The sequence below is a fragment of the Anaerostipes caccae L1-92 genome (assembly GCF_014467075.1).
Lineage (GTDB): Bacteria > Bacillota > Clostridia > Lachnospirales > Lachnospiraceae > Anaerostipes > Anaerostipes caccae.
This window is the reverse complement of the sequence record NZ_AP023027.1, coordinates 1,724,207-1,746,678: the sequence shown is the minus strand read 5'-3', so window position 1 is coordinate 1,746,678 and position 22,472 is coordinate 1,724,207. Positions and strand designations below refer to the sequence as shown.

Here is a 22,472-nt window from a genome sequence, read left to right as displayed (position 1 = left end):
TCCTCCCGGCTGTCTTCTCTATGAAAAAAAGGAATCCATCACATCCAGCGTCAGATCTACATCCTCCTGTTTCATAGCATTGTTAAAGAAAATAGCTTCAAACTGGGACGGGGCCAGATGGATTCCGTGATCCAGCATATAATGAAAATATTCTGCAAATACTGATACATCCGAAGTCTTTGCATCCTCATAATTGGTAACCGGACGGTCTGTAAAAAACAGACAGCTTAAGGAGCCTGTCCCTGTAATCTGATATTCCCTGCCGTGCCGCTTTAAGATCTCTTTTACACCGCTCCTGAAAGACTCTCCGAGTTTCTCAAGATGCCGGTAGACTTCCGGGTGATCTTTTAGAATTGTAAGTTCCGTGATACCGGCCGCCATGGCAACCGGATTTCCGCTCAGAGTCCCGGCCTGATAAACACTGCCGAGAGGTGCGATCATTTCCATGATCTCCCGCTTTCCTCCGTAACAGCCTACCGGCATGCCTCCTCCGATGATCTTTCCGAATGTGGCCAAGTCCGGCATCACGCCGTAAGTTCCCTGTGCGCCGGTAAGTCCCAGTCTGAAGCCGGTGATGACCTCATCAAAAATCAGCAGTGTCCCGTTCTCGGTACAGATGTCTCTGAGATCCTTAAGAAAGCCTTCTCTCGGCAGTACAACCCCCATATTTGCCGCCACCGGTTCAATGATCAGCGCGGCGATCTGTCCCGGATTTTCTTCAAATAATTTACGGACGCTGTCTATGTCATTATACACCGCAGTCAGGGTATCCATCGCACAACCCTTTGGCACCCCAGAGCTGTCCGGGATTCCGGCGGTCATTACACCGGACCCTGCTTTGACCAGCAGTGCGTCAAAATGTCCATGATAGCATCCCTCAAATTTGATGATCTTATCTCTGCCTGTAAAACCTCTCGCCGCCCGAATGGAACTCATCACGGCCTCCGTGCCCGAATTGACCATGCGGACCATATCAAAACACGGCACCAGGCTGCAGAGCAGTTCTCCCATCTTGACTTCGATCTCTGTGGCCGTACCAAAGCTCAGCCCCTTTTGAGCAGCTTCCACTACCGCTTGTTGGATCTCTGGATGATTATGTCCTAGGATCATCGGTCCCCAGGAGCCGATGTAATCAAGATAACGTTTTCCTTCTTCGTCATATACATAAGTGCCTTCCGCTTTTTTAATGAACCGCGGACAGCCACCCACAGACTTGTAGGCCCTCACCGGGCTGTTGACGCCTCCCGGCAGTACCCGTTTGGCGCGGTTAAATAAGTCTTCTGATCTGGTCATCATCCGATCCTCCCTTCTCTCATAAATGCGGCGATCTCCTTCGCAAAATACGTCAGGAGGATATCACAGCCTGCCCGGTAAATCCCGGCAGCCGTCTCGCAGATCATCTGATCCTCATCAATCCAGCCCTTCATGGCTGCCGCCTTGATCATAGCATACTCCCCGCTGACGCTGTATGCAGCTACCGGAAGATCGACCGTGTTCCGGACATCCCGCACAATGTCCAGATATGAGAGAGCCGGTTTCACCATGATGATGTCCGCTCCTTCTTCGCAGTCCTGTTTCACTTCCTTCAGGGCCTCCAGACGGTTATGATAATCCATCTGATAACTCTTCCGGTCTCCAAAAGAAGGGGCAGATCCGGCGGCATCCCGAAATGGACCGTAAAAGGCGGAAGCATACTTGGCCGCATAGGACATGATCGGCACATCTGTGTAACCGTGCTGATCCAGCAGACTTCTGATCTCAGAGACCCGGCCGTCCATCATATCAGACGGGGCTACCATATCGGCCCCGGCCTGTGCCTGGGACAGGGCAATCTTAGCAATCATGGGCAGAGTCTTGTCGTTGTCCACCCGTTCTCCGCTTAAAATACCGCAGTGTCCGTGGGAAGTATACTCACACATACACACGTCTGTAATATAATAGAGATCCGGCACTTCCTTTTTTGCCTTTCTCAATGCCTTCTGGATGATGCCGTACTCTGACCAGGCCCCGGTTCCGCACTCATCTTTTATATCCGGAATTCCAAACAGCATAACACTCGTCACCCCGGCATCCGCCATTTCATTCAGCACCTCCGGCATCCGGTCCAGACTGTACCTGAACTGTCCCGGCATGGACGGAATTTCTTCTTTCACATTTTCTCCCTCCCGCACAAAAAGCGGATAAATGAGAGAAGACGCATCCATCCTCGTCTCCCGCACCATCTTTCTCAATACCGGTGTGGACCGGAGTCTTCTTGATCTTATTGTCATATCCATTCTGCATCCTTCTTTCTGTATCATTTATTCCTGTATCTGTTCTGCAAGGCGCCGTCCAAGCCCACCGGCATCCTGTGCCTTCCCAGTGATGCTCATTTTCCTTCCGGTATTATCTGCTGCATTATAATAAAGACCGGTAAGACAAAGGTCACTCCCTGTAATCTCTGCGTATGCCGCGATCGGAGAAGAACAGCCCCCGTCCAGAGCACGTACAAAACTCCGTTCCGCCTCGGTCACAAGTTCCGTCTCCCTGTCATGGATACAGGAAAAAAGGGACTGATCAAAATCTTTCCTCACCTGAACGCACAGTGTCCCCTGCCCTGCCGCCGGCAGCATTTCTTCCACTGAAAAATAACGGCTGATCCGCTCTTTAAGGCCTGCTCTTTTCAGTCCCGCGGCCGCCATGATCAGTGACGAATACTGTCCTTTGTCCAATTTGCGGAGTCTCGTGTGGATGTTCCCCCGGATACTCTGAAACTCTGCTTCCGGAAACAATCTTCTTACCTGGAGAACTCTTCTGGCACTGGAAGAACCGATCACCTGTCCAAATTCTTCAAAATCTCCGGATGAAGGAAGCACAAGCACGTCTCTCGGATCACCCCGCTTAGGCACTGCCGCCACGGGAAGGTCATCAGAGATCTCCATAGGCAGATCCTTCATACTGTGGACCGCCATGTCGATCCTTCCGTCCAGAAGGGCCTGGTCAAGTTCCTTCACAAAGAGGCCCTTTCCCCCAATCTTATCTAATGTCTTATTAAGAATCTTATCCCCGGTGGTTTTCAAAGTCACCAGTTCAAAAGAAAGCTCCGGATAATTTGCTTTTAACTGCTCTATTACAAGTCTTGTCTGAGCCACAGCCAGAAGGCTTTCGCGGCTTCCAATCCTCAGTCTTTTTGGTTCCATATCAAACTCCTGATTCTGTCTGCTGTCTGTTTTGTCTTTTTATGATCGGCACCTCCGGATGTAACCCCGATGACAATATCCCCGTCTTTTATAACTGAAGGAAAATAAAAACTGCACTCTTCTTTGCAGTCGCTGATATTGACAGGTATTTTCTCCCTCCGGGCTTCCAGAAAAATAATGTGATTGACTTCCCTGTCATCTGTTGCGGCAAGCACCATATCAAAATTTTTCAGGTCTCCTGAAACATAACTCCTGGAAATCCAGGTGACAAAGCCCTCAAGAACCATGTCTTCTATCTCTTTGCAGACAGACGGCGATATGACGGTGATATGTTCATGAAACATTTGAAGTGTCTTAAGCCTCCGCAGGGCGATTGCGCCCCCTCCGACCATCAAAATCCTGAAATGCCGGATATCTGTATACAATGGAAAGTATCCCATGGTCAAGCCTCCTTAAAAAATATCCACCTCATCTGCCGACAATTCCAGTGCCTCAAGGATATGTTTCCACTCCTGCCTCGGGAGCACATCTTTAAGCCCGAAGAGGATTCGTTCAACTGCTGACTCCGATGCCCGCATCACCTCTTTTTGAAGACCGCTTACATCCCGGTGCTTTTTCCTTAACTCCCTGTATGTCTTCTTCAGCTTGGCATTGGTCAGTTCCCCGGCAGCGCTGCTGACTTCCCGGACCAGGGGAATGTAGTCCCTGAAATAATACCAGTTCATAAACTCATCAGACTGCTCGCAAATGATTTCTTCTGCCTTCTTAAGTTCCCCGGCATCCGCCGATACCTGAAGGCCCAGATCGTCCATATCTAAAAGGCAGCATCCGGGCAGCTCTGTAAGATCCGGGTCCAGGTCTCTTGGCACTGCAAGGTCTGCAAATACATAAGAGCAGTTCTCCTCCAGAGCCTCTGCCGCCTGCTGCGCATGGACCGTATAGTGTGGACTTTTTGTGGCACTGAAAACAAAATCCATGGTTCCCATGGTTTTATACCGGTCCCGGTAAGGAACGACTCCGCATCCTGCCGGGATCATGACGTCCTGTTTCCGGTACTGCCGCAGAGTCATGGAAACACAGGCCCCTTTATGTATCAGCCATGCGGCCAGAAGACGGCCCATTTCTCCATTACCGATGACCAGACATTGTTTTCCTTTAAATGAGCCGTATCGGTCTTCCAAAATCGAAACGGCCCGTTCCGGCACAGAGGTGTCCCTGCTTCCGATCCGGGTTTCCGTTTTGACTTTTTTTGCTGCCGTCACAGCCATCCGAAACAGCGTGTCCAGAACAGGATCCGGCTTACAGCATTCTCTGGCACGGTTAAGCGCCTCTCTGACCTGGGAGACAATCTGGTCTTCCCCAAGGATCTGAGAATGGAGACCACTGGTCATTTCCATCAAATAAGAAACAGCCTCAGTCCCGGATCTTCGGACGAACAGCTCTCTCCCCGAATTCTTTATATGAGGCAACTGTGTGAAAAGGTAATCCAGGGGGTCAGGTGTCAGATTATAAAACCAAAGTTCTGTCCGGTTGCAGGTCGACAGGACAATACAGGACGCGTCTGGGTCTGTTTCCTTCACCGACTTCATGAATCGGACGGCTCCTGAATCTGTAAACGCAAACGGCTCCCTCTCCTCCACCGATGCCGTATGATAATCTATTCCTATCATCGAAAGTTCCATAGCTAACTCCTTTTTATGTCTGAAAGAATTTTAGCACGTTTTGCTGAAAAAGCGCAACTAAAAACAGAGCTCATCCGGCATTTCTCTGCCAAACATACCTACTGGATAAGTATTCATCAAACAAAAGGAACCATCCAACGATAGTTCCTTTTGTTTTAAGAAGTTCCTGTCTAGGAGACATTTTTCTTTTTACGGTTTGCCGCAGCCACACCGCATATCAGCGACATGAGCATGACTCCTGCCCAACCTGCAAAGCCCAAAGACTCTCCAGCTTTAGCCGTATTTTTGGTGACCCGCTTCGATTGGACTGAGCTGCCGGTCTTCGGTTTCGGCGCGGATGAACTGTTGGACGGAGGCACAGCAGCCTTCTGTTCATCCTCCTTTGGAACCGCTTTCCACCCGGCACTGTAAACCGTTGTTCCCGCCGGGAATTTCTCCGGCAGAAGCTCTGATTTCTTTCCATTTTGATCAAACCAGCCAGTAAACATATATCCTTCTTTTGACGTCTTCGGCATGCTGCGGTCAGAAATCTTCTGGTCTGTCAATCCTGTAAGATTGTCCACAGAGCTGCCCCCATTCACTTTAAATACAATAGATGCTTCTTTGGCAGACCACACGGCTATATAGGAACGGTCGCCGTAAGAACCTTCCGGAATGCTCACATCCTGCGACGGCAGCGGGAATCCGGTCCCCATCCATCCAGCGAATTCATAACCTGTTCTCTGAGGATTGATCAGGAGAATTTCATCGTCAAAATAGGTGTATGTCCCCGGATTCTTTTGTCCCTGAGGCAGTCCTCCTCCGGCATAATCATAAATGATCTTATATGACCTCGGAACGACTGCTCCAGGATCTTTGAGCGCATCCGGCGGATTCTGCTGATACTTCATTTCGTCATATAAATCCGAAACATCACCTGAAAATGTGCCTGAGGTAATCGGAGGTATTTCATCGGTATCCATTTTGTCCATCTGCATTGCCTTCTGTCCGTCGCTGCTCCAAACTTTTAAGAGTTTTCCTTCCCCCTGATTGATATTCAGTGTTTTAACTAGAGAATCGAGATTGTCCGCACCGTATTCCCGGACCGCTATATTATGTTTGCTTATAAATGTACCCCCGGTAATAGATACCTCGGCTCCCCGAGCACCTCCGTATTCTCCGCCTCTGGATATGATGGAAAGTGCCGCTCCGTCACGGACTGCCCCGTCTCCTGAGGGAATCACCGGATTGACCCGCTCATCGGAAGCGGTAATCACTCCTCCTGATATTGAAACCTTTCCTTCACCGAGATACTGAATCCCTGCGCTTCCTTCAAAAATTCCGCCGTTGATTGTCAGATTGCCGTTCTGAGGATGATAGACTGCCGCCCCGCCGGTATTCAAAGCTTTTACAGCGCTACCGTTCACCGTAATATCCGTACCGTCAAAAGTACCGTTTCCTGCAATGCCATAAGATCCCCCGGTCACTGAGCCGTCATTCAGCACCAGGGATGCAGTCCCATAGGTGCCGCTGCCGATCAGCGCAATTCCCGCGCCGCTTCCGGTGATCCGGGTGTCAGCACCGCTGACAGTGACTTCCGGTGCCAAATTGTTGTCGCCGTTTCCGATCCTCAGGCCATATCCCATCATACCGGCGTCTGGATTCGATGTAAGCTTCATATTCTCCAGATACAGTTTGACTCTTTGTCTTGCAAACACCGCTATGCTTAACTTGCCAGGTTCGCTGCTGTCATTGGTAATCGTTCCGTTTTTCAGCTTAACTTCAATCGTTTCCCCATATTTATTTATCAAAAAAGTCTGCTCTTTTACAGATCCGATGCTGTGTCCGTTCAAATCCAATGTCATGGATTTATCAATTGAGAATTGTTCATTGGCGGCAGGCACATCTTTGAGCAGCACTACGGTCTCTCCGGCCTCTGCCTTTCTGAGTGCTTCTGCCAATGTGGTATAAATAATATCCGCTCCATCTCTGCTGATCTTCGCTGCTTCATCTGCTTTTACAACGAACATACCGTTCGCCTCTTCCATGATATACCCTTTGCTGAGTGAAATGTTATCTTCGGACAGAGGATTCTTTGAAAAGGTCCCGGCTTTCACCATAACCTTTGAGCTTTCTCCGTCAGTGAGAAAAACAACACCGTTGTCATCTACCTGAAAACTGCAGTTTGAAACAGTGACATTCATTCCACTGTTTCGGATTCCGGTCACCTGACCCGCCAAAGCCGGCGGACCGCCGTAGATTACAGACAGACTTTCAGCTTCTATACTGCCAATGTGATTATAGATGCCGATCACATTTTTCGTATCCGAAGGCGGTTTCGGAAGATTGATCGTTCCGTTTTTTATAGTAAAGATATAACTCTTCCATGACTGTTCGTTATAAATGACACCGCTGCTCCAATCACCGTCCGAAGATGCGTTCAGACTCTTTCCGTTTAAGTCAATCGTTATCTTTTCGTTTATGATTATCTTACTGTCCAGCGTAATATCTTCCAGAAGTTTGAGTGTATCCCCCTCCGCTGCATTGGCCGCTGCCTCTGTCAGAGATGTATATTCAGTCCCTGTCTTCTCATTTAAAACGACATTTCCGCCGCTTATATTTCCTGGTTCTACTGCAAATATTGTCCCGGTGGTGCCGAGAACTATAATAACTGTTAAAAATATGGAAACCTTCTTTCTAAACACTCTTTTCATCCGAAACCCCTTTCCCCTGTGAATTCTGCAATGTATTGACAAAATAGAACTATGAATTCTCTATTATTTTATAATAAAAGGAAACTTTTATCAAATAGATATGCTGTAATAACTACTTTTTCAGTTCAAAAAAGTCACGGAATCTCTTATTTGCTTCCATAAGTTCCTGAAAACTGCCCTGTTCAGAGATTCTGCCGTCTTCCATATAAATAATTTCATCATACATCTTAAATATATCTGCATTCATATTGTGGGTAATCGTCACCAGTGTCAGTCCTTTCAATTTCAAAAGCCTGGTTTCTATATCATATGCCGTCTGCATATCAACAGCGGAAGTCCCCTCATCTAAAATCAAAAATGGTTTATGTCTGATCAGAGCGCGGGCAACCGCAATGCGCTGCTTTTGTCCGCCGGACAAGTTTGCCCCGTTTTCACCGGCGATATGGGACAGACCATCCGCCATCTGACTGATAAAACCGGCAGAACCACTGGCCTCTAGCGCCTCCTCCAGCTGGTGGTCCGTAAACTCCTGATGTAAACAAATGTTATGATAGATGCTTTCATTAAACATATAAATATTTTGATGAATGACGGAGGAAAGTTCCGTAATTTTTCTGAGATCAAGATCTCCCAGGTCTGTATCATCGTACCTGATCGTGCCTTCATATTTGGAGTAACAACCCGTAATCAGCCGGATAAGCGTCGATTTTCCACAGCCGCTTCTGCCCACAAGCGCATATTTCTTTCCTTGTTCTATGTTCAAAGAGAGTCCGTCTATCACATTCCGGCTGCTGTCATAAGAAAATTTCAAATGATCAATCGATATTTTCTTGTTTAATGAAGGGGCTGTTTTGCCGATAAACCTTCTTTCCTGGTACTCCGACAAATTCTTCAGACGTTTTATGATCGGCTTCACACTTTTTAGTTTTGGGATACTTCCCAAAATCATCAAAAGCGGATTAGCAAGATTTCCGCTGGCCTGCGTCATTCCCAGCAGCACTCCAGGTGTCACACGGCCAGTCATAATGAAATAAGCAGAAAGAAAAATGACAACCACCTGCAGAAAAACTGCAAGCAGCATGGACAGGGCATCATTTGCAGCAGCTGTTTTGTCCACGGAATACTTTGCATTTATGGTCTGTATGCTGCTCTTTTCAAATCTGGAAAGCGCATATCTTTTCATCCCATAAGATTTAATGACTTCAAATCCTGACAAAAGATCCTTCACATGTCCGGTAAAATCCGCAAGTTTTTCTGAATATGCCTCCTGTCTTTTTGCCATGATTCCGCCGAATACACCGGGAACGATAAACATCAGGAGAACAGCAAAGATGACGCAGACTGTGATAATAAGGCTAAAATAAATCATGACTGCGAGGGAGGCTATAAAAACAATCGTATACTGAAGGATTTCCAGCAAAGGGATGAGATAGTTGTCTTCCAGCAATTTCACATCATTTGTGATAAAGGAAAGGTATTCAGAAGTTTGATATTTTTCAAAATCTTCAGTACTGCGGCGTTCTATTCCCTCAAATGTCTTTGTGCGGACAGAACGCAGCGCATTGCAGATGAAACGCTTACTGCACAGTTCCTGCAAATATGCAAAAATTCCTATAAAAAGAAAGTAAAACAGTGAAAAGATCATCGTCGTCAAAAAACCCTTCTTATCACCTATAACTGCAATATCAAGTATTTTCTGCAGGACTATAGCGATAAAAACATAGGATAAAGAACTTACAACAGTAAATAGAACAGTGACAAAAAGCAGAAACTTATTTTCTTTTAAAAACTGATTCATTATATCCTCCTTAGATACATGCAACATGTATGTATTTGGTTATAAAAAATTGCCTCGGCTGGCATAAGGCAATTTAATCTATATTTATGGTATTCTCCCTGCACATTGACAAAATTTCTTCGTCTATGACCGGCATTCCTATTTTATCTGTGATCTCCTTGATCATTGACAAACGCTCCCATAGCTCCTCTTCTGTCTCACAGGGAAAGACTGACGGAACCATCCAAAAATTAGTCAGCATCACTGCCAGCTGAGATAAGGGTTTAGCATGCTTTGCTGTTACAGACCCGTCCTTTATTCCTTCTTCTATTAATTCCTCAAACATAGGTGCCAGCGTATCGCGGTTTGTCTCGATCAATTTTTTTAAAAAGGAAGGACTCTCCACCAGTTGGATGGAAGCGATACTGAGCTTCCTGCTGTCAGTTTCTCTAAAAGAATCTTTCAGTACAAACTTTAATTTCTCCAGTCCATTTAGATCTCTGCGTGCTTTTGCCTTTGCAAAAGGGTTATCGTCATAGAACAATTTTTCACTTAAAACATCAAAGACTTCCTCTTTTGATTTGAAATGGTGGTAAAATGCTCCTCTCGTCAGCCCGCCTAATTCACTGATGATATCTAAAACTGTGGTCTCCTCATATCCTTTTTCCAGAAAAAGCTTCAGTGAAGCATCTAAAATCCTCTGTACTGTTTCTTCCGGATGTTTATTTCTCGGCACTGCGTATCTCACCTCCTTTTACATGCACTGTGTATGTTTTATGTTATCATAATACTGTCTGCTATGCAAGACACAAAGTCTTAACATGAAAACAAAAAAATGCAGCAAAACAGGATCATGTTTCTGTTTTGCTGCATCATATCATATAATCAGGATTTTTCCCTTAATTTTCTTTTATTCTTTGTCATCGGTTTTCAGCGCTCGCATGGAATTAAGAATTGCGATTACAGATACTCCGACATCTGCGAAGACCGCTTCCCACATATTTGCCATTCCGGCTGCGCCAAGAGCCAATACAAGAGCCTTCACCCCTAAAGCGAACACAATATTTTGTTTCACGATCCGCAGTGTTTTTCTTGAAATATGAACGGTGGAGGCAATCTTTCTGACATCGTCGTCCATCAATACTACATCCGCGGCTTCTATGGCCGCATCAGATCCCATGCTCCCCATGGCAATCCCAATATCTGCTCTTGTAAGCACCGGAGCATCATTAATACCGTCTCCGGCAAAAGCAAGCTTTTCTTTGTCCCTCTGATTTTCCAGGAGCTTTTCCACCTTAACTACTTTATCGCCCGGCAGGAGTTCTGCGTATACTTCATCAATCCCTAATTGTGCAGCAACAGATTCAGCTGCCTCTTTCCTGTCTCCGGTGAGCATGACACATTTTTTAACACCTGCCTGCTTCATGCGTTTGATTGCCTCTTCTGCCCCGTCTTTTACCGTATCAGAAATGACAATGGCACCTGCAAACACTCCCTCAGAGGCCACGTAGACGACAGTTCCGCTGCTTTTGCAGGAGACATAGTCGATGTGCTGCTGTCTCATCAGCTTGCCGTTTCCGATTAGAATTTCTTTTCCATCGATCAAAACACGGATTCCGTGTCCCGCGATTTCCTCAGCGTCGGACACACGGTTCATATCCGCTGTTTTTCCATATGCCTCTTTGATAGAACCTGCAATCGGGTGATTCGAATATCCTTCACCCAATGCCGCCAGTTCAAGAAGTTCCTCCTCGCTGCATCCCTGCGGCAGGATCTCCGTCACTTTAAATTCGCCCTTTGTCAAAGTTCCTGTCTTGTCAAATACGATGGTCGTCATCTCAGATACGGCTTCCAGATAATTACTTCCTTTGACCAGCACACCGAGCCTTGAGGCAGCACCAATCCCTCCGAAAAATCCCATAGGCACTGAAATTACCAGCGCACATGGACAGGAGATGACAAGAAAAATACAGGCTCTCTGAACCCATTCACCCCAGCCTCCTCCTAAGATCAGCGGAGGAAGTACTGCAAGAATCACAGCACCGATCGTTACCACAGGGGTATAATATTTTGCAAATTTGGTAATGAAATTTTCTACATTTGCCTTCTTGCTGCTGGCATTTTCAACAAGTTCCAAAATTTTTGCAACAGTGGAGTCTTCGAATTCTTTCGTCACTTCTACTTTCAGTGTACCGCTTCCGTTGACGCACCCGCTGATCACTTCATCGCCTGCGGCTGCCTTTCTTGGAACGGACTCGCCGGTCAGTGCGGCTGTATCGACCAGGGATTCCCCCTCAATGACCACACCGTCCAAAGGAATTCTTTCCCCCGGCTTTACAACAATAAAATTTCCTATTTCCACTTCATCAGGATCAACCTGTGTAAGCACTCCGTCAACCTCAATATTCGCATATTCGGGGCAGATATCCATCATTTCTGAGATAGACTGGCGGGATTTTCCCACCGCATAACTCTGGAACAGCTCTCCCACCTGATAAAACAGCATAACGGCCACTGCTTCAGAATACTCTTTCACTCCAAAGGCCCCGAACGTGGCAATCATCATGAGAAAATTTTCATCAAATATCTGTCCGTTTTTGATATTTCTGGCTGCTTTGAAAATAATGTCATAACCGATCACCAGATACGGAATCAGATAAATCACAAATAAAGCCCATGAACCTTCCAAACTTTCCAGCTTTCCCATATGTTCCGCAATCATCAGCCCTGCAAGCAGGAAAAATGCCGCGATGATCCGGATCAGCATCTTTTTATGTTTTTTTGTCATAATTATAGTCTCCTTATATTAAAAAATAAAACCCGGAGTGAGGGATCGGCTCCGTTCCATCCGGGTTTTATCAGCTAGATGAGTATCCTGCAGTCAGGCTCAACCTTGGCACAGGTACTGACAACCTTCTGCATGATCTCATCAAACTTTTCATCTTCTGCGCTGATCGTCATTTTCTGAGTCATAAAACTTACACTGGCATCATTTACTCCCGGTATTTTTTTAATTGCCTCTTCCATCTTTGCCGCACAATGTGCACAGTCTAAATCCTGTAACTTAAATTTTTTCTTCATAATATCCTCCCATTTTAATTATGATTATTCCTCAATATGATCTCTTCCCTGAGCGATGATCGTTCTTACGTGACCGTCTGCCAGTGAATAAAAAACCGATTTCCCTTCTCTTCTGGATTTTACAAGCCTTGCCTGCTTCAGTATCTTCAGCTGATGTGAAATGGCAGACTGAGTCATATCAAGAGCCTCCGCCAGGTCACACACACATACTTCTGCTTCAAACAAAACAAACAGAATCCTGATCCTTGTAAAATCTCCAAAGACCTTAAAAAGGTCTGCCAGATCCTGCAGTTCACTTTCCTCGGGCATTTTTTCATTTACTGTTTTCAGAAGGTCATCATGGACCTGATAGGTATCACAGCAGTCTATATCATGTACTGTCAACTTCTCACCCTCCTTTTTATTATTATATTCATTCATATGAACAATCATTCATATGTTATATTTATAATAGCTCTCTTTTATCAAAATGTCAATCATAAAAAATAAAATATATTCATATTTCACCTGATCCTTTGAATATTTATGAAACAAGGTTTATAATAAGAAAATTAAAGCAGGAAAGGAGGATAAAATATGAAAATCTATACAGAAGTACAGTTTCAGAGTCACAATGTGCTCGTCGCAGATGTGGAAAAGGCAGTGAAGGAGGACATCAAATCAAAAGGTGTAAAATTAAATTCCCTGTCATCATTGGAAATCTATTATCAGCCGGAAAATTTGTCTGTATTTTATGTGGCAAAAGCAAAAGACGGCACTTCTATTTCTAATGAGGAACCGCTGAGCCTTGAATAACTCAGATACTATCGCTACATAATTATATTTTAAGCAGGGGCTGCTGTGCGAAAAACGTACAGCAGTTCTTCTTGTCAGAACAAAGCGGGCAGGACGAAAAAAAGAGCCAGTCCTTGAAGTATCTGGCTCATAGTTTCAGTCATCATCTGACAATGCTGATTGATGTACAGAAACAATCTTCCTGCAGTTTTTATTCTTCCGGCTCATTAAATACCTTTCGAAGGTACTCTTCTTTCTCCTTTGTCAGTTTCTTGCCCTTTATAGCTTTGATCAGTGCAACTTTAGAACCGCCATACCAAAAATCAACAAATTTCAGTACCTGTTCTCTTTTGTATTTTTTTTCGTCTACCAAAGGCTTGAGATAAGAAAATCTTCCTCTTCTCTCAATTTTAACAAATCCTTTTCCTTCGATGCTTGTTAAAAATGTACGGACCGTAGATCTTTTCGCATCCCAGTCAAACATTTCTTTCAGTTTATCCTGAAGATCCTGAATGGAAATCTCCCGATTCTCTGCCCATACACACTTCATGATCAGTTTTTCCCGGTTTGTCAAATCTCTGTCTATCATCGGCGTCTCTCCTTATTATTCATTTAATCAATTAACATCATTTTGTAAATTATATCATATTATTTGCTCAGTTTCAAGTTTTAAATGCAGATACTTCAAAAAAAATGCCAAAAAAAGAGAAAACACAGGTTATTTCTGTGTTTTCTCCCGAAAGACATGGCGTTTAAGCAGTTATTTGCTTTTTGCTCATTCCCCAAAAGTAATCAGACCGGCTGATAATACAGTCCATGCTTTGTACAGTACCAGAACAGCCTGCCGTGACCGAAAGCGGGAATCCTCGTCTGCATATCCCATTCGGGATAGAGTCTGCGTACCATCATACTGTCACCCGTCAGCAGCGCAGCAAAAGAGATATAATGATCTCTTGTCATTTCATGTGGAGACGAAATAAAGTAATCATTTTCAATAGACTCCACCTTCAAACGTTCATCTTCCGGTGCTTTCCGGGCCTGTACTGCCCTTAACTTCTTTCCGCAGCAGGAAACCGCCGTATCTGCCAGAGCAGTCACCAGATTGCCGCAGTTTGGACAGATATAAAATTGCATATGTTTCATATTTCCTCCTAATACTTCGTTGACATCGAGCCTGCCTGAGAGCAGTTTTTCCAGGTCTACGTCAAAAACCCCGGACAGTTTCGGAAAAAACGAAATATCAGGGCATCCCAAACCGCGTTCCCATTTTGATATCGTTTTATCGCTGATATTCATGTGCTCTGCCAGCTGCATCTGCGTCAGCTGTTTCTCTTTTCTCAATGTTTTAATAAGTTTTCCTATCTTTTGACTGTCCATATCAATTCACCTCATCTGCTATTATAAAAAAAGACTCCCGGGAATACAATCAACGCTGCGTAGAGTCCGGAACCCGGTCAAATATCAGAGCATGATATATCTCTTCTTTCGTATTGCATTTTAATATTCTCTTAAGGCGTTTTTGTTCCTTGCCGACAGCAACGATCTCTTTGATCAGATCTAAATATTCCTTTTCTCCCGTTGAAGCAAAACAGAAGACTAAGTTCACCTGATGCTGTTCTTTCCTGAAACAGATTCCTTCCTTTGAAACCAATACGCTTAACCCATCCTGTATCACTCCGGAATCCTTCCCGGCATGAGCCAGTGCCACACCCTGACTGACCACGATATAGTCTCCGTACTCTTCTACTTTTTCTATTGCCTCTTGTGTATATCTCGGCTCAATATAGCCGAATTGTTCAAGCGGTTTTGCCGAACGCCTTATGGCCTCTTTCCAGCTGCAGGGAGCTGCATGGATCGTGATAAATTCTTTATTTAACAGCTCTGCCATCGCACTTTCTTCCTCCGGATCTTTTTTTAAGCCCATAAGCATAGATTCAATCTTGTCATATATTTCTGCCGGCAGCCGGTCATCATCCATTAATTCCTCAAGATCCTCCAATATTTTCTTCTTTTTCTTTTCTGCCGGCAAATTTATCTGTTTCTGGCTTTGAAAGACTTCTTTTTGGATTAAATTTAAATCCTTCATAGTCAAAAAAGGATTGACTGTGATCACTTTATACCGGTCTGCCTCAATATGTACTGTCGATAGAATAAAATCAATCTTTTGTTCCATTTGCTCCAATTCACTGACCACTTCACCCGCGGCAAGAACGCCTGCAATTTCAAAATCAAAATAGTTTTTAATCTGTGCTTCCAAATATTTTCCCGTAGCCATGCTGCCGGGACAAACAATCACGATGGAAAGCTTCGGGATATAGTATCTCCGGTTTCTGATCACCGCCACACAAATATGGATAACGATTGATTTTTTCATATTGGTACTTAATTTATAAGATAAAAAAGATTCTAAAATATAAGAATATTTCTCTACTAATGTCTCCAGCAATTCATAATTCATGGGCAGATCATAATTTTTAGGGAATTCAACTTCATAGTTCCCCCAGTCCTTCATGCTTTTAATATGCATCAAAAGTGAATCAATTAATTTATCGTCATTGGTCAATTCTAACCGGAGCTCCTGATCAATTTGTGAAACAAAAAACATAATAATCTTATACAGCTCAACTTCGTCTACCGTCTTTACAAACGAATATAAATTATTTTTTTCAATATAGGTCCTGAAGCAGGCAATCATTTTTTCTGTCACCGGAACTTCTAACATGTAGCCTGCATACAGCATCATATGATCGATGTTTGTTAGTTTCGACTTTTCCGTTACCAGTTTATCTGTACCGGCATGATCGCGTTCACGGAAGTTAAACGCTGCAAATAAATATAAAACGATATCATAAAATATATCCTCAATGAAGACCAGATTATTTATCTTCATATAATCCTGCATATAAGAAAACAGCTCTGAAAATGTATACTGAATCTTCATTTTATCAAGCATCAATCTCTGGAAATATCCGTCATTCTTAATATTAACTGCGATTTTTTTATAGAGTGAAACCAGCAGTTCCAATGACGCCTCATAACTGCACGATAATTTGATTCCCTTTCCGCTGTCCAAGAGAAGCTCTGCATCACTGGGTATCAAAATCTGTTTGACTGCGTCGATGTCACTCATGATCGTAATACGGCTTACATAGAGCTCCTCCGCAAACCGGTGCATCGTCGTGTAATGGGGATTCGCAATCAATTCAAGCATAATATAAATCTGCCGTTCTTCCGGTGACAGTTTATACATATACATGTCCATCTGATATAAGTTCTTCTCTACTGTTTCTCTGTCAAACAGCCCTCCAAATTTAAAACTTCCGTCCTCAGTTATTAAGATCTCTTCCATTGAGATCGTCTTGAGGAAATCATTGATCTCATTAATATCATTCTTTAAGGTTCTCCTGGAAATATCATACCGGCACATCAACTGCTTTGCAGATATATCATTTTCCTTTGATCTCAGTATTGCCTGCATTATCTCAGTGCTTCGTCGTTTCATGGCATATCACTTTCCTCTTTATAATAAAAGAAACAGACATTATAGATTTTTGTCTCTCTATAATGTCATATTCTCCTTCAGGTTTATCCTAATTTTGTTTCCAGCAGTTTTGTAATATCTTCCAGCGGCATGCTGCTGCATTTCTCCAGACTGCCTTCATCCATTACAAACTGCATTAATTTCTGAAGAAACTCTAAATGATCATCTGCTCCTTTGATTGCCAAATTAAACACTAATCTCGTATCAATATACTCTTCACTGTCGTCCATCCGGTAAAACCGGACCGGTCGGTCTAATCTTAAGAAGCAGATACAATTTTCTTTTATCCCCTCTGCCTTACTGTGCGGTATGGCCACCGGTATGCCGGCCGGCAGCCCTGTGGGATATTCCCGCTCTCTTTCAATGCAGGAATCTGTGAATGATCTGCTGACACTTCCACGTTCCATCATGCATGTTCCGCAAATCCTGATCGCTTCTTCCCAGTCTTTCGCACTTCCCTCTGTCGCTATGTATACATTTTTTGAACTCACTGCGGTCACTCCTTTGTTTTATGGCTGTATCTACATTCCGAAAAGCTTACTTATAAAGCAGATGATTACGGTTCCCAGATTATATCCAAAAGATCCGTCCGCTACCATTCCCTGTATTTTCAGGCCCGTCACCGAAAGCATCTTTGTACACTCCGGCACAAACATATTGACAAAGAATGTGATCAGAAACATGGATGCGATGGAACAGACCAGGCTCCTCAACAGGTTCCCTTTGCTGGCCAGCACGCACATAACCGTGGTGTAGCACACAATTCCCAATAGTCCAATCGGGAAATACACCATATTCGGAATGATAAATGCGAATAAGATTGTGATTGGGATACAAATCGCAGTACAGGTAATACATGCGGGATCTCCCAGCCCCAGAGCCACATCCATGCCGATGAATAATTCCGCATCTTCACCCATATGTTTTTTCATATAAGCACTTGCTGCATTTCCGATCGGTGTGAGTCCTTCCATCATGATAGATACCATTCTCGGAATCAGGATCAGCACGCTGGCAATTCCCATTCCAATCCCAAAGATCGTTGTAGGTGCCTGTCTCGTAAGTAATCCAAGGAAAATCCCTACGATCAGACCTACAAATGCCGGATCTCCAAAGAAGCCTAACTTTTCTTCCAGTTTGTTCATGTCAATGTCAATGTCTTTTACTCCCGGAATATGGTCGATCAGCTTGTTGATCCCCCAGGATAAGGGATACATAAACGTAGTAAAGGACAAGGTTGAACAGGTCGTTCCGTCAAGGCCGAAAAAATCCTGCCATTTATGTGCGATCGCCTGCCCGGCGTACAGTGCTGCAATGGAAAGTCCAACTGTGATTGCCAGGCCGAGCACCGCGTTTCCCCAAAGTGCATAGGCCAAGGCTCCGGGGATCAGAAAATGAATGTAATTCCAAATATCCACATTCAGTACCTTCGTCAGCCCCGCTCTCAGCAGGATAAAGTTTGCGATTACGATCAGCGGCACCGCGATCGGCGCAAACGGTACGGTCCATGAGGCTCCGCCCACGGCTGCAAATCCGATATCCGCGGCCGTAAAACCGCTTCCCATTTTTTGATAGTATTGTGTAATTGGTTCAATCGTAGCTGTAAGAAGACCAACCGTTAAGCTCAATCCCTGAAAACCGATTCCTACCATTAATCCGGCTTTCAGCGATGCCCCAAACTTCATCCGGAACACGAGTCCCAGAATACAGATCATGATTGGAAGCAGGGCAACAGCACCCATATTCAATAAAGCCTGAACCGCTTTTAATAAAATATCCATACGTCTCTCTCCTATCTTTTCTAAAGCTGATCACTAATTTTCATTTTGAAGCCTGTGGCATGTTTCTATGATCTCATCCCTGATCTTATCCTCATTGATCCCCGAGATCAGCCCAAATACCTTGATCAGAGGTTTCTCTAATTTCTGCCGGTAATTTGTTGTCACCATAACTATGTCTACATCTGCCTGTTTTGCCGGGATTTCTGTCATTGTGCTTTTTATGATCTTTGCCGGAATCCCAGCATCCTTACATATTTTCTTTACCGCTTCCTGTGCAACGGTAGAGGTGGCCACTCCGCTTCCGCAGGCCACTAATATTTTCAATTCTTTTGCCATAATCTTTCATCTCCTACTCTTCATTCGGAAGCAATACGACTTTGATTGCCTCCCCTGTTCTAGTCAGCTCGATCCCCTTGTTTATCTCACTTAACGGCAGTACATGAGTGATGAATTTTTCCGTCGGAAAAGCATCGGAAATTGCCAATTCATAAGATTTCTGCACCTGCATGCTGTTGGCACCGTAGTGTCCGTAAATCCACAGGCTGTTATAATGAATATAGTTTGAATCTATTTCTGTCAAAGCTCCCTTAGGCACTCCGCCGAAGAATACGATGATTCCGCCTTTTTTTGCCATAAAAACGGCCTGTGACTGTGCAGCTGTTGACGGATTTGCGGAGATCACTTTTTCCGCTCCTTTTCCCCCGGTCAGCCTTTTTACGGCTTCGATCGGATCTTCTTTTGTGCTGTTCACAGTATGATCGACTCCAAACTGCTTTGCTGTCTCTAAGCGCTTGTCGTTGATCTCGATCATGATGATCTTTTTAGCTCCGCGGATCTTTGCCAGCTGTGCATGGAAACAGCCGATAGGACCGGCTCCTATGATCACAACCGTATCTCCCAGAGTGACATTTACGTTTTCCTGACATGCATAGACAGAAGATAATGGTTCTCCCAGTGATGCACTGTTGTAATCGACCCCGTCCGGGATTGGATATACAGCATCTGCATTGAGCTGCTCCGGAGGCACCGGGAGATAATCTGCAAAGCCTCCCTGACGGTTCGCATAGTCTCCTGCATTTTCACAGTTTTCACTGTGGCCGCTCCTGCATGCTTCACACTTTAAACAATGTTCTACCGGATAAACATAAAGCCGGTCCCCTACGGCATATGTAGTAATCTCCGGTGAAACTTCCGCAACTTCCCCAACCACCTCGTGACCATAAATGTGGGGATAATCTCCCTTTCTCGAATCTGTCGTTAGGTTTCTGATATCTGACCCGCAGAGTCCGATGGCTTTAACCTTTAGCAACAGCCCTCCTTTGGGGCATGCTGGTTTCTCGGTTTCTTCCACCCTGATATCATTGGGCCCATACATAATCGCTGCTTTCATTTTAAAATTTCCTCCTTTTTCTTATTTCTGTTTCTTTTGCTTCCCGGGTGGTGTTCAAACAATGACTCTAATTTATCATCCGGAATATCTGCGACCGTGCCGACTTCTCCTGCGATCTTCGCAATTTTTAACACTTCCTCTGCCGCCTCAATGATTTTTACTGCATCTTCTAAGGTCTGCCCAACGGCTACACATCCGTGATTGCCAAGCAGAACCAGATCATGCTCTTTCATTGCCTCATCGATTCCGTCTGCTATGTGAATCGTTCCCGCCTCTCCATAAGGCAGACACGGAATCTCTCCGAACACTAAAGAAAAGGTTGTAGAACATTTTAGTTTAATTGTCTGATTACAGTACGCATAGGCTGTTAAATACGGAGCGTGGATATGTGCCACTGCATTGCAGTCAGGCCTTGCTTTCAGTGCAGCCTCATGGAGCAGATATTCGCTGGAGCGGTTCACACTTCCTGCGATCTGTTTCCCGTCTTTTACAACTGCTACCATATCTTCGTCCACAAATGCTTTTCTAGTCCCTGAAGGTGTGATATATAATTCTCCGGTTTCACGGTCTAAAATTGATATATTTCCCTCCAATGTATTCACCAAGCCTTTTGCATCCAATAATTTTGCATAAAGAACGATTTCCTTCTTAATGTCATTTACCTTGTTTGCCATTTTAATCTCCTTTTGAATAGTTTTTTTGCTTATGCTAATTCATGAATTAGGATGTTGTGTGGTATGAATTCAGTATATCGTTCACACTTTTCATTCTCAAGACAAAAGCCTTACCCCTGTTCTGACAGTGTTTTTTACTATCTGGTTAAAAATATATCCATGCATCCGGACAAAATTTGACTAAAGACATTTTCCACACGATTTCCGTTCGGCTCTTAGAATGCCTCACTCCAATCGTGTGGAAAATGGACATATTATCTGCTGGAAAGGTATTCTTTGTATAAAATGGGTTATTCAATATAAGATTTCTTTATTCATCAGCCTTCTCCAGAAAAAACTATGTCCATTTTGACCAGTTTGGAGGCTTTGCTGAAAGTTAGAAAATCTTACATTTCTGAGACAGCAAGCCGGAAAACTGGTCAAAATGACATACAAAAAGAGCCGCATTCACTGCGGCTCCCATTTCAATATGCAATCATATTTTTACCTTATAACTTTATCATAAAAGTCATAAAACTTTAATATCCTCAAAAATGTAATGCGGTCTCTGATATACGGCGCGATTTTGGCCGTCTTTTCTCTCATTGATAAATCAAAGCCAAGATCCTGAAGACCAGCAGTTCCGTTCACTTTCCGAAGCATTTCTTCTATTTCTTCCGGCTTCGGAATTTCTTCGATTACCGCAGTGATTTCTTTTGTCTTCTGCTTTAATACTGCCGGATCTATCGTATCCAGAAGATTCGGATCATTGGTTTTTTTAATATTTTCACAGAGTTCTTTGTTCGTAAATATACGTTCAATCAGAGCTGTCTCCACATCCACAGATTCTTTGATCTCAAACTTACCCTTTCTTAAATAATCAGCCGCCTTATGGTATATATCGCTGGCCAAAACAAGCCCAACTCCGACTTTTTCTCCGTGATACGCACTGATTTCCTCATTGATAACTGCCATTTCCCAAAAATGTGCCATATGATGCTCCGAACCGGATGCCGGACGGGAATTCCCTGTCATCTGCATGGCTAGGCCCGACAGAAGCAGCCCGTACATTAATTTTTCATATGCGGCAATTTCTCCTCGTATCAGCCCTTCCAATGATTTTTTCAAGTTATCCAAAGCTTCATACTCCATGCTGCAGATTCTGCTGCAGATAGATTCACCGTTTAAGAGATGTGTGATCTTCCAGTCTGCAAGCGCCGTATATTTTCCCAGAAGGTCACCCACACCTGAGGCCGTCAGACGCATTGGTGCATGAGCGATTACGCGGCTGTCAGCGACTACAAGGATCGGTGAGACCGCAATCATACTTTTTTTAAACCCGTACCATGACATGGCGGCTACTGTGGAAACATATCCGTCTACACTGGCTGCCGTAGGCACGGAAATGAATGGAATCTGATCTTCATATGCATGATACCTTGTGAGATCATGGATGGTTCCGGAGCCAACTGCGATCAGACAGTCGATGCCTTCCATCTGCTCCAATGCTTTCCGGACTTTTTGTACACCGATCTCATTGGCATGGAGATTTTCAGGATTCAGTTTTATAACCTTGATCCCTCGGATAAGTCTCTCAACTTCTTTTCCGGCTGCCTCATATGTATGATCGTCACAGACCATTGCGAAATTGCGGTACTGGGTATAAGGATCTTTTTGTAAAAACTCCGGTATCCTCTGCAGTGCCCCCTGCTCCAGGATCATATCCTTCACCTTCAGCCGGTGCTCCTTCCCACAGGTACATTCTCCGGTAAATTCTTTCATATCTATTCTCATATGTTTCTCCCTTCTAAGAAAATAAAATCCGCTTTTCTTTATGATATATTTTGTTTAAAGGATCTTCAAGATCAGTTTGTTTCCTTTCTCCCATACCAAAACTTTACCAGCCGGAAAAGGAGCAGTA

Annotated in this window: 21 protein-coding genes; 1 reads left to right on the top strand and 20 read right to left on the bottom strand. The window is 44.2% G+C overall.

All coding sequences use genetic code 11. The features are described 5' to 3' along the window. Nucleotides 1-18: 18 nt before the first annotated feature. The 11 genes from hemL to ANCC_RS08500 all read right to left on the bottom strand — a co-directional run bounded on the left by hemL (nt 19) and on the right by ANCC_RS08500 (nt 12,832). Nucleotides 19-1,293: a glutamate-1-semialdehyde 2,1-aminomutase gene (hemL, locus tag ANCC_RS08550; protein WP_039946681.1), complete on the bottom strand. Its 1,275-nt coding sequence runs from the start codon at nt 1,291-1,293 to the stop codon at nt 19-21. Beyond that, complete coding sequence (hemB, locus tag ANCC_RS08545) at nt 1,293-2,276, bottom strand: porphobilinogen synthase (RefSeq protein ID WP_182483047.1); 984 nt, start codon at nt 2,274-2,276, stop codon at nt 1,293-1,295. Before hemB ends, hemL begins: the two co-directional genes overlap by 1 nt. 24 nt (nt 2,277-2,300) lie before the next feature. Then, nucleotides 2,301-3,179, bottom strand: a complete 879-nt coding sequence (hemC, locus tag ANCC_RS08540) for a hydroxymethylbilane synthase (RefSeq protein WP_006567063.1) — start codon at nt 3,177-3,179, stop codon at nt 2,301-2,303. Further along, nucleotides 3,161-3,619: a precorrin-2 dehydrogenase/sirohydrochlorin ferrochelatase family protein gene (locus tag ANCC_RS08535; RefSeq protein WP_006567064.1), complete on the bottom strand. Its 459-nt coding sequence runs from the start codon at nt 3,617-3,619 to the stop codon at nt 3,161-3,163. Before ANCC_RS08535 ends, hemC begins: the two co-directional genes overlap by 19 nt. Nucleotides 3,620-3,631: 12 nt before the next feature. Continuing rightward, nucleotides 3,632-4,861, bottom strand: coding sequence for a glutamyl-tRNA reductase (hemA, locus tag ANCC_RS08530; RefSeq protein WP_006567065.1), 1,230 nt, complete (start codon nt 4,859-4,861; stop codon nt 3,632-3,634). 170 nt (nt 4,862-5,031) lie between these two features. Next, the gene (locus ANCC_RS08525) at nt 5,032-7,554 is read right to left on the bottom strand and encodes an InlB B-repeat-containing protein (protein ID WP_006567066.1); all 2,523 of its coding nucleotides are present in this window, start codon (nt 7,552-7,554) and stop codon (nt 5,032-5,034) included. Between the two features lie 112 nt (nt 7,555-7,666). Further along, nucleotides 7,667-9,352, bottom strand: coding sequence for an ABC transporter ATP-binding protein (locus tag ANCC_RS08520; RefSeq protein ID WP_039946601.1), 1,686 nt, complete (start codon nt 9,350-9,352; stop codon nt 7,667-7,669). Between the two features lie 73 nt (nt 9,353-9,425). Further along, a complete protein-coding gene (locus ANCC_RS08515) occupies nt 9,426-10,067 on the bottom strand; it encodes a TetR/AcrR family transcriptional regulator (protein ID WP_039946603.1) in 642 nt (213 codons plus the stop codon). A gap of 174 nt (nt 10,068-10,241) precedes the next feature. After that, nucleotides 10,242-12,119: a heavy metal translocating P-type ATPase gene (locus tag ANCC_RS08510; RefSeq protein ID WP_006567069.1), complete on the bottom strand. Its 1,878-nt coding sequence runs from the start codon at nt 12,117-12,119 to the stop codon at nt 10,242-10,244. Between the two features lie 74 nt (nt 12,120-12,193). After that, nucleotides 12,194-12,412: a heavy-metal-associated domain-containing protein gene (locus tag ANCC_RS08505; RefSeq protein ID WP_006567070.1), complete on the bottom strand. Its 219-nt coding sequence runs from the start codon at nt 12,410-12,412 to the stop codon at nt 12,194-12,196. 24 nt (nt 12,413-12,436) lie between these two features. After that, complete coding sequence (locus ANCC_RS08500; RefSeq protein ID WP_039930420.1) at nt 12,437-12,832, bottom strand: ArsR/SmtB family transcription factor; 396 nt, start codon at nt 12,830-12,832, stop codon at nt 12,437-12,439. A 156-nt stretch (nt 12,833-12,988) separates the two neighbouring features. On the opposite strand from ANCC_RS08500, the gene ANCC_RS08495 reads away from it, so the two are divergent. Further along, a complete protein-coding gene (locus tag ANCC_RS08495; RefSeq protein WP_006567072.1) occupies nt 12,989-13,207 on the top strand; it encodes a DUF6465 family protein in 219 nt (72 codons plus the stop codon). 190 nt (nt 13,208-13,397) lie between these two features. On the opposite strand, the gene ANCC_RS08490 is transcribed toward ANCC_RS08495, so the two are convergent. The 9 genes from ANCC_RS08490 to ANCC_RS08450 form a co-directional block, all read right to left on the bottom strand. Next, nucleotides 13,398-13,775 carry a BlaI/MecI/CopY family transcriptional regulator gene (locus ANCC_RS08490; protein ID WP_006567073.1) on the bottom strand — a complete coding sequence of 126 codons (378 nt, stop codon included), beginning with the start codon at nt 13,773-13,775 and terminating at the stop codon, nt 13,398-13,400. Nucleotides 13,776-13,978: 203 nt separating this feature from the next. Next, nucleotides 13,979-14,563 (bottom strand): helix-turn-helix domain-containing protein, encoded by a 585-nt coding sequence (locus tag ANCC_RS08485; protein WP_006567074.1) that lies wholly within the window; start codon nt 14,561-14,563, stop codon nt 13,979-13,981. Nucleotides 14,564-14,612: 49 nt separating this feature from the next. Next, nucleotides 14,613-16,688: a BglG family transcription antiterminator gene (locus ANCC_RS08480; protein ID WP_006567075.1), complete on the bottom strand. Its 2,076-nt coding sequence runs from the start codon at nt 16,686-16,688 to the stop codon at nt 14,613-14,615. A gap of 83 nt (nt 16,689-16,771) precedes the next feature. Further along, nucleotides 16,772-17,218: a PTS sugar transporter subunit IIA gene (locus tag ANCC_RS08475; RefSeq protein WP_039946605.1), complete on the bottom strand. Its 447-nt coding sequence runs from the start codon at nt 17,216-17,218 to the stop codon at nt 16,772-16,774. A gap of 30 nt (nt 17,219-17,248) precedes the next feature. Further along, a complete protein-coding gene (locus ANCC_RS08470; protein WP_006567077.1) occupies nt 17,249-18,508 on the bottom strand; it encodes a PTS transporter subunit IIC in 1,260 nt (419 codons plus the stop codon). 33 nt (nt 18,509-18,541) lie between these two features. Next, nucleotides 18,542-18,844, bottom strand: coding sequence for a PTS sugar transporter subunit IIB (locus ANCC_RS08465; protein WP_006567078.1), 303 nt, complete (start codon nt 18,842-18,844; stop codon nt 18,542-18,544). Between the two features lie 13 nt (nt 18,845-18,857). After that, nucleotides 18,858-19,898, bottom strand: a complete 1,041-nt coding sequence (locus tag ANCC_RS17995) for a zinc-binding dehydrogenase (protein ID WP_006567079.1) — start codon at nt 19,896-19,898, stop codon at nt 18,858-18,860. Beyond that, nucleotides 19,895-20,572, bottom strand: a complete 678-nt coding sequence (locus ANCC_RS08455; RefSeq protein WP_006567080.1) for a class II aldolase/adducin family protein — start codon at nt 20,570-20,572, stop codon at nt 19,895-19,897. The genes ANCC_RS17995 and ANCC_RS08455 overlap by 4 nt, the downstream gene beginning before the upstream one ends. A gap of 483 nt (nt 20,573-21,055) precedes the next feature. Then, nucleotides 21,056-22,345 (bottom strand): sn-glycerol-1-phosphate dehydrogenase, encoded by a 1,290-nt coding sequence (locus ANCC_RS08450; protein WP_006567082.1) that lies wholly within the window; start codon nt 22,343-22,345, stop codon nt 21,056-21,058. Nucleotides 22,346-22,472 lie beyond the last annotated feature (127 nt).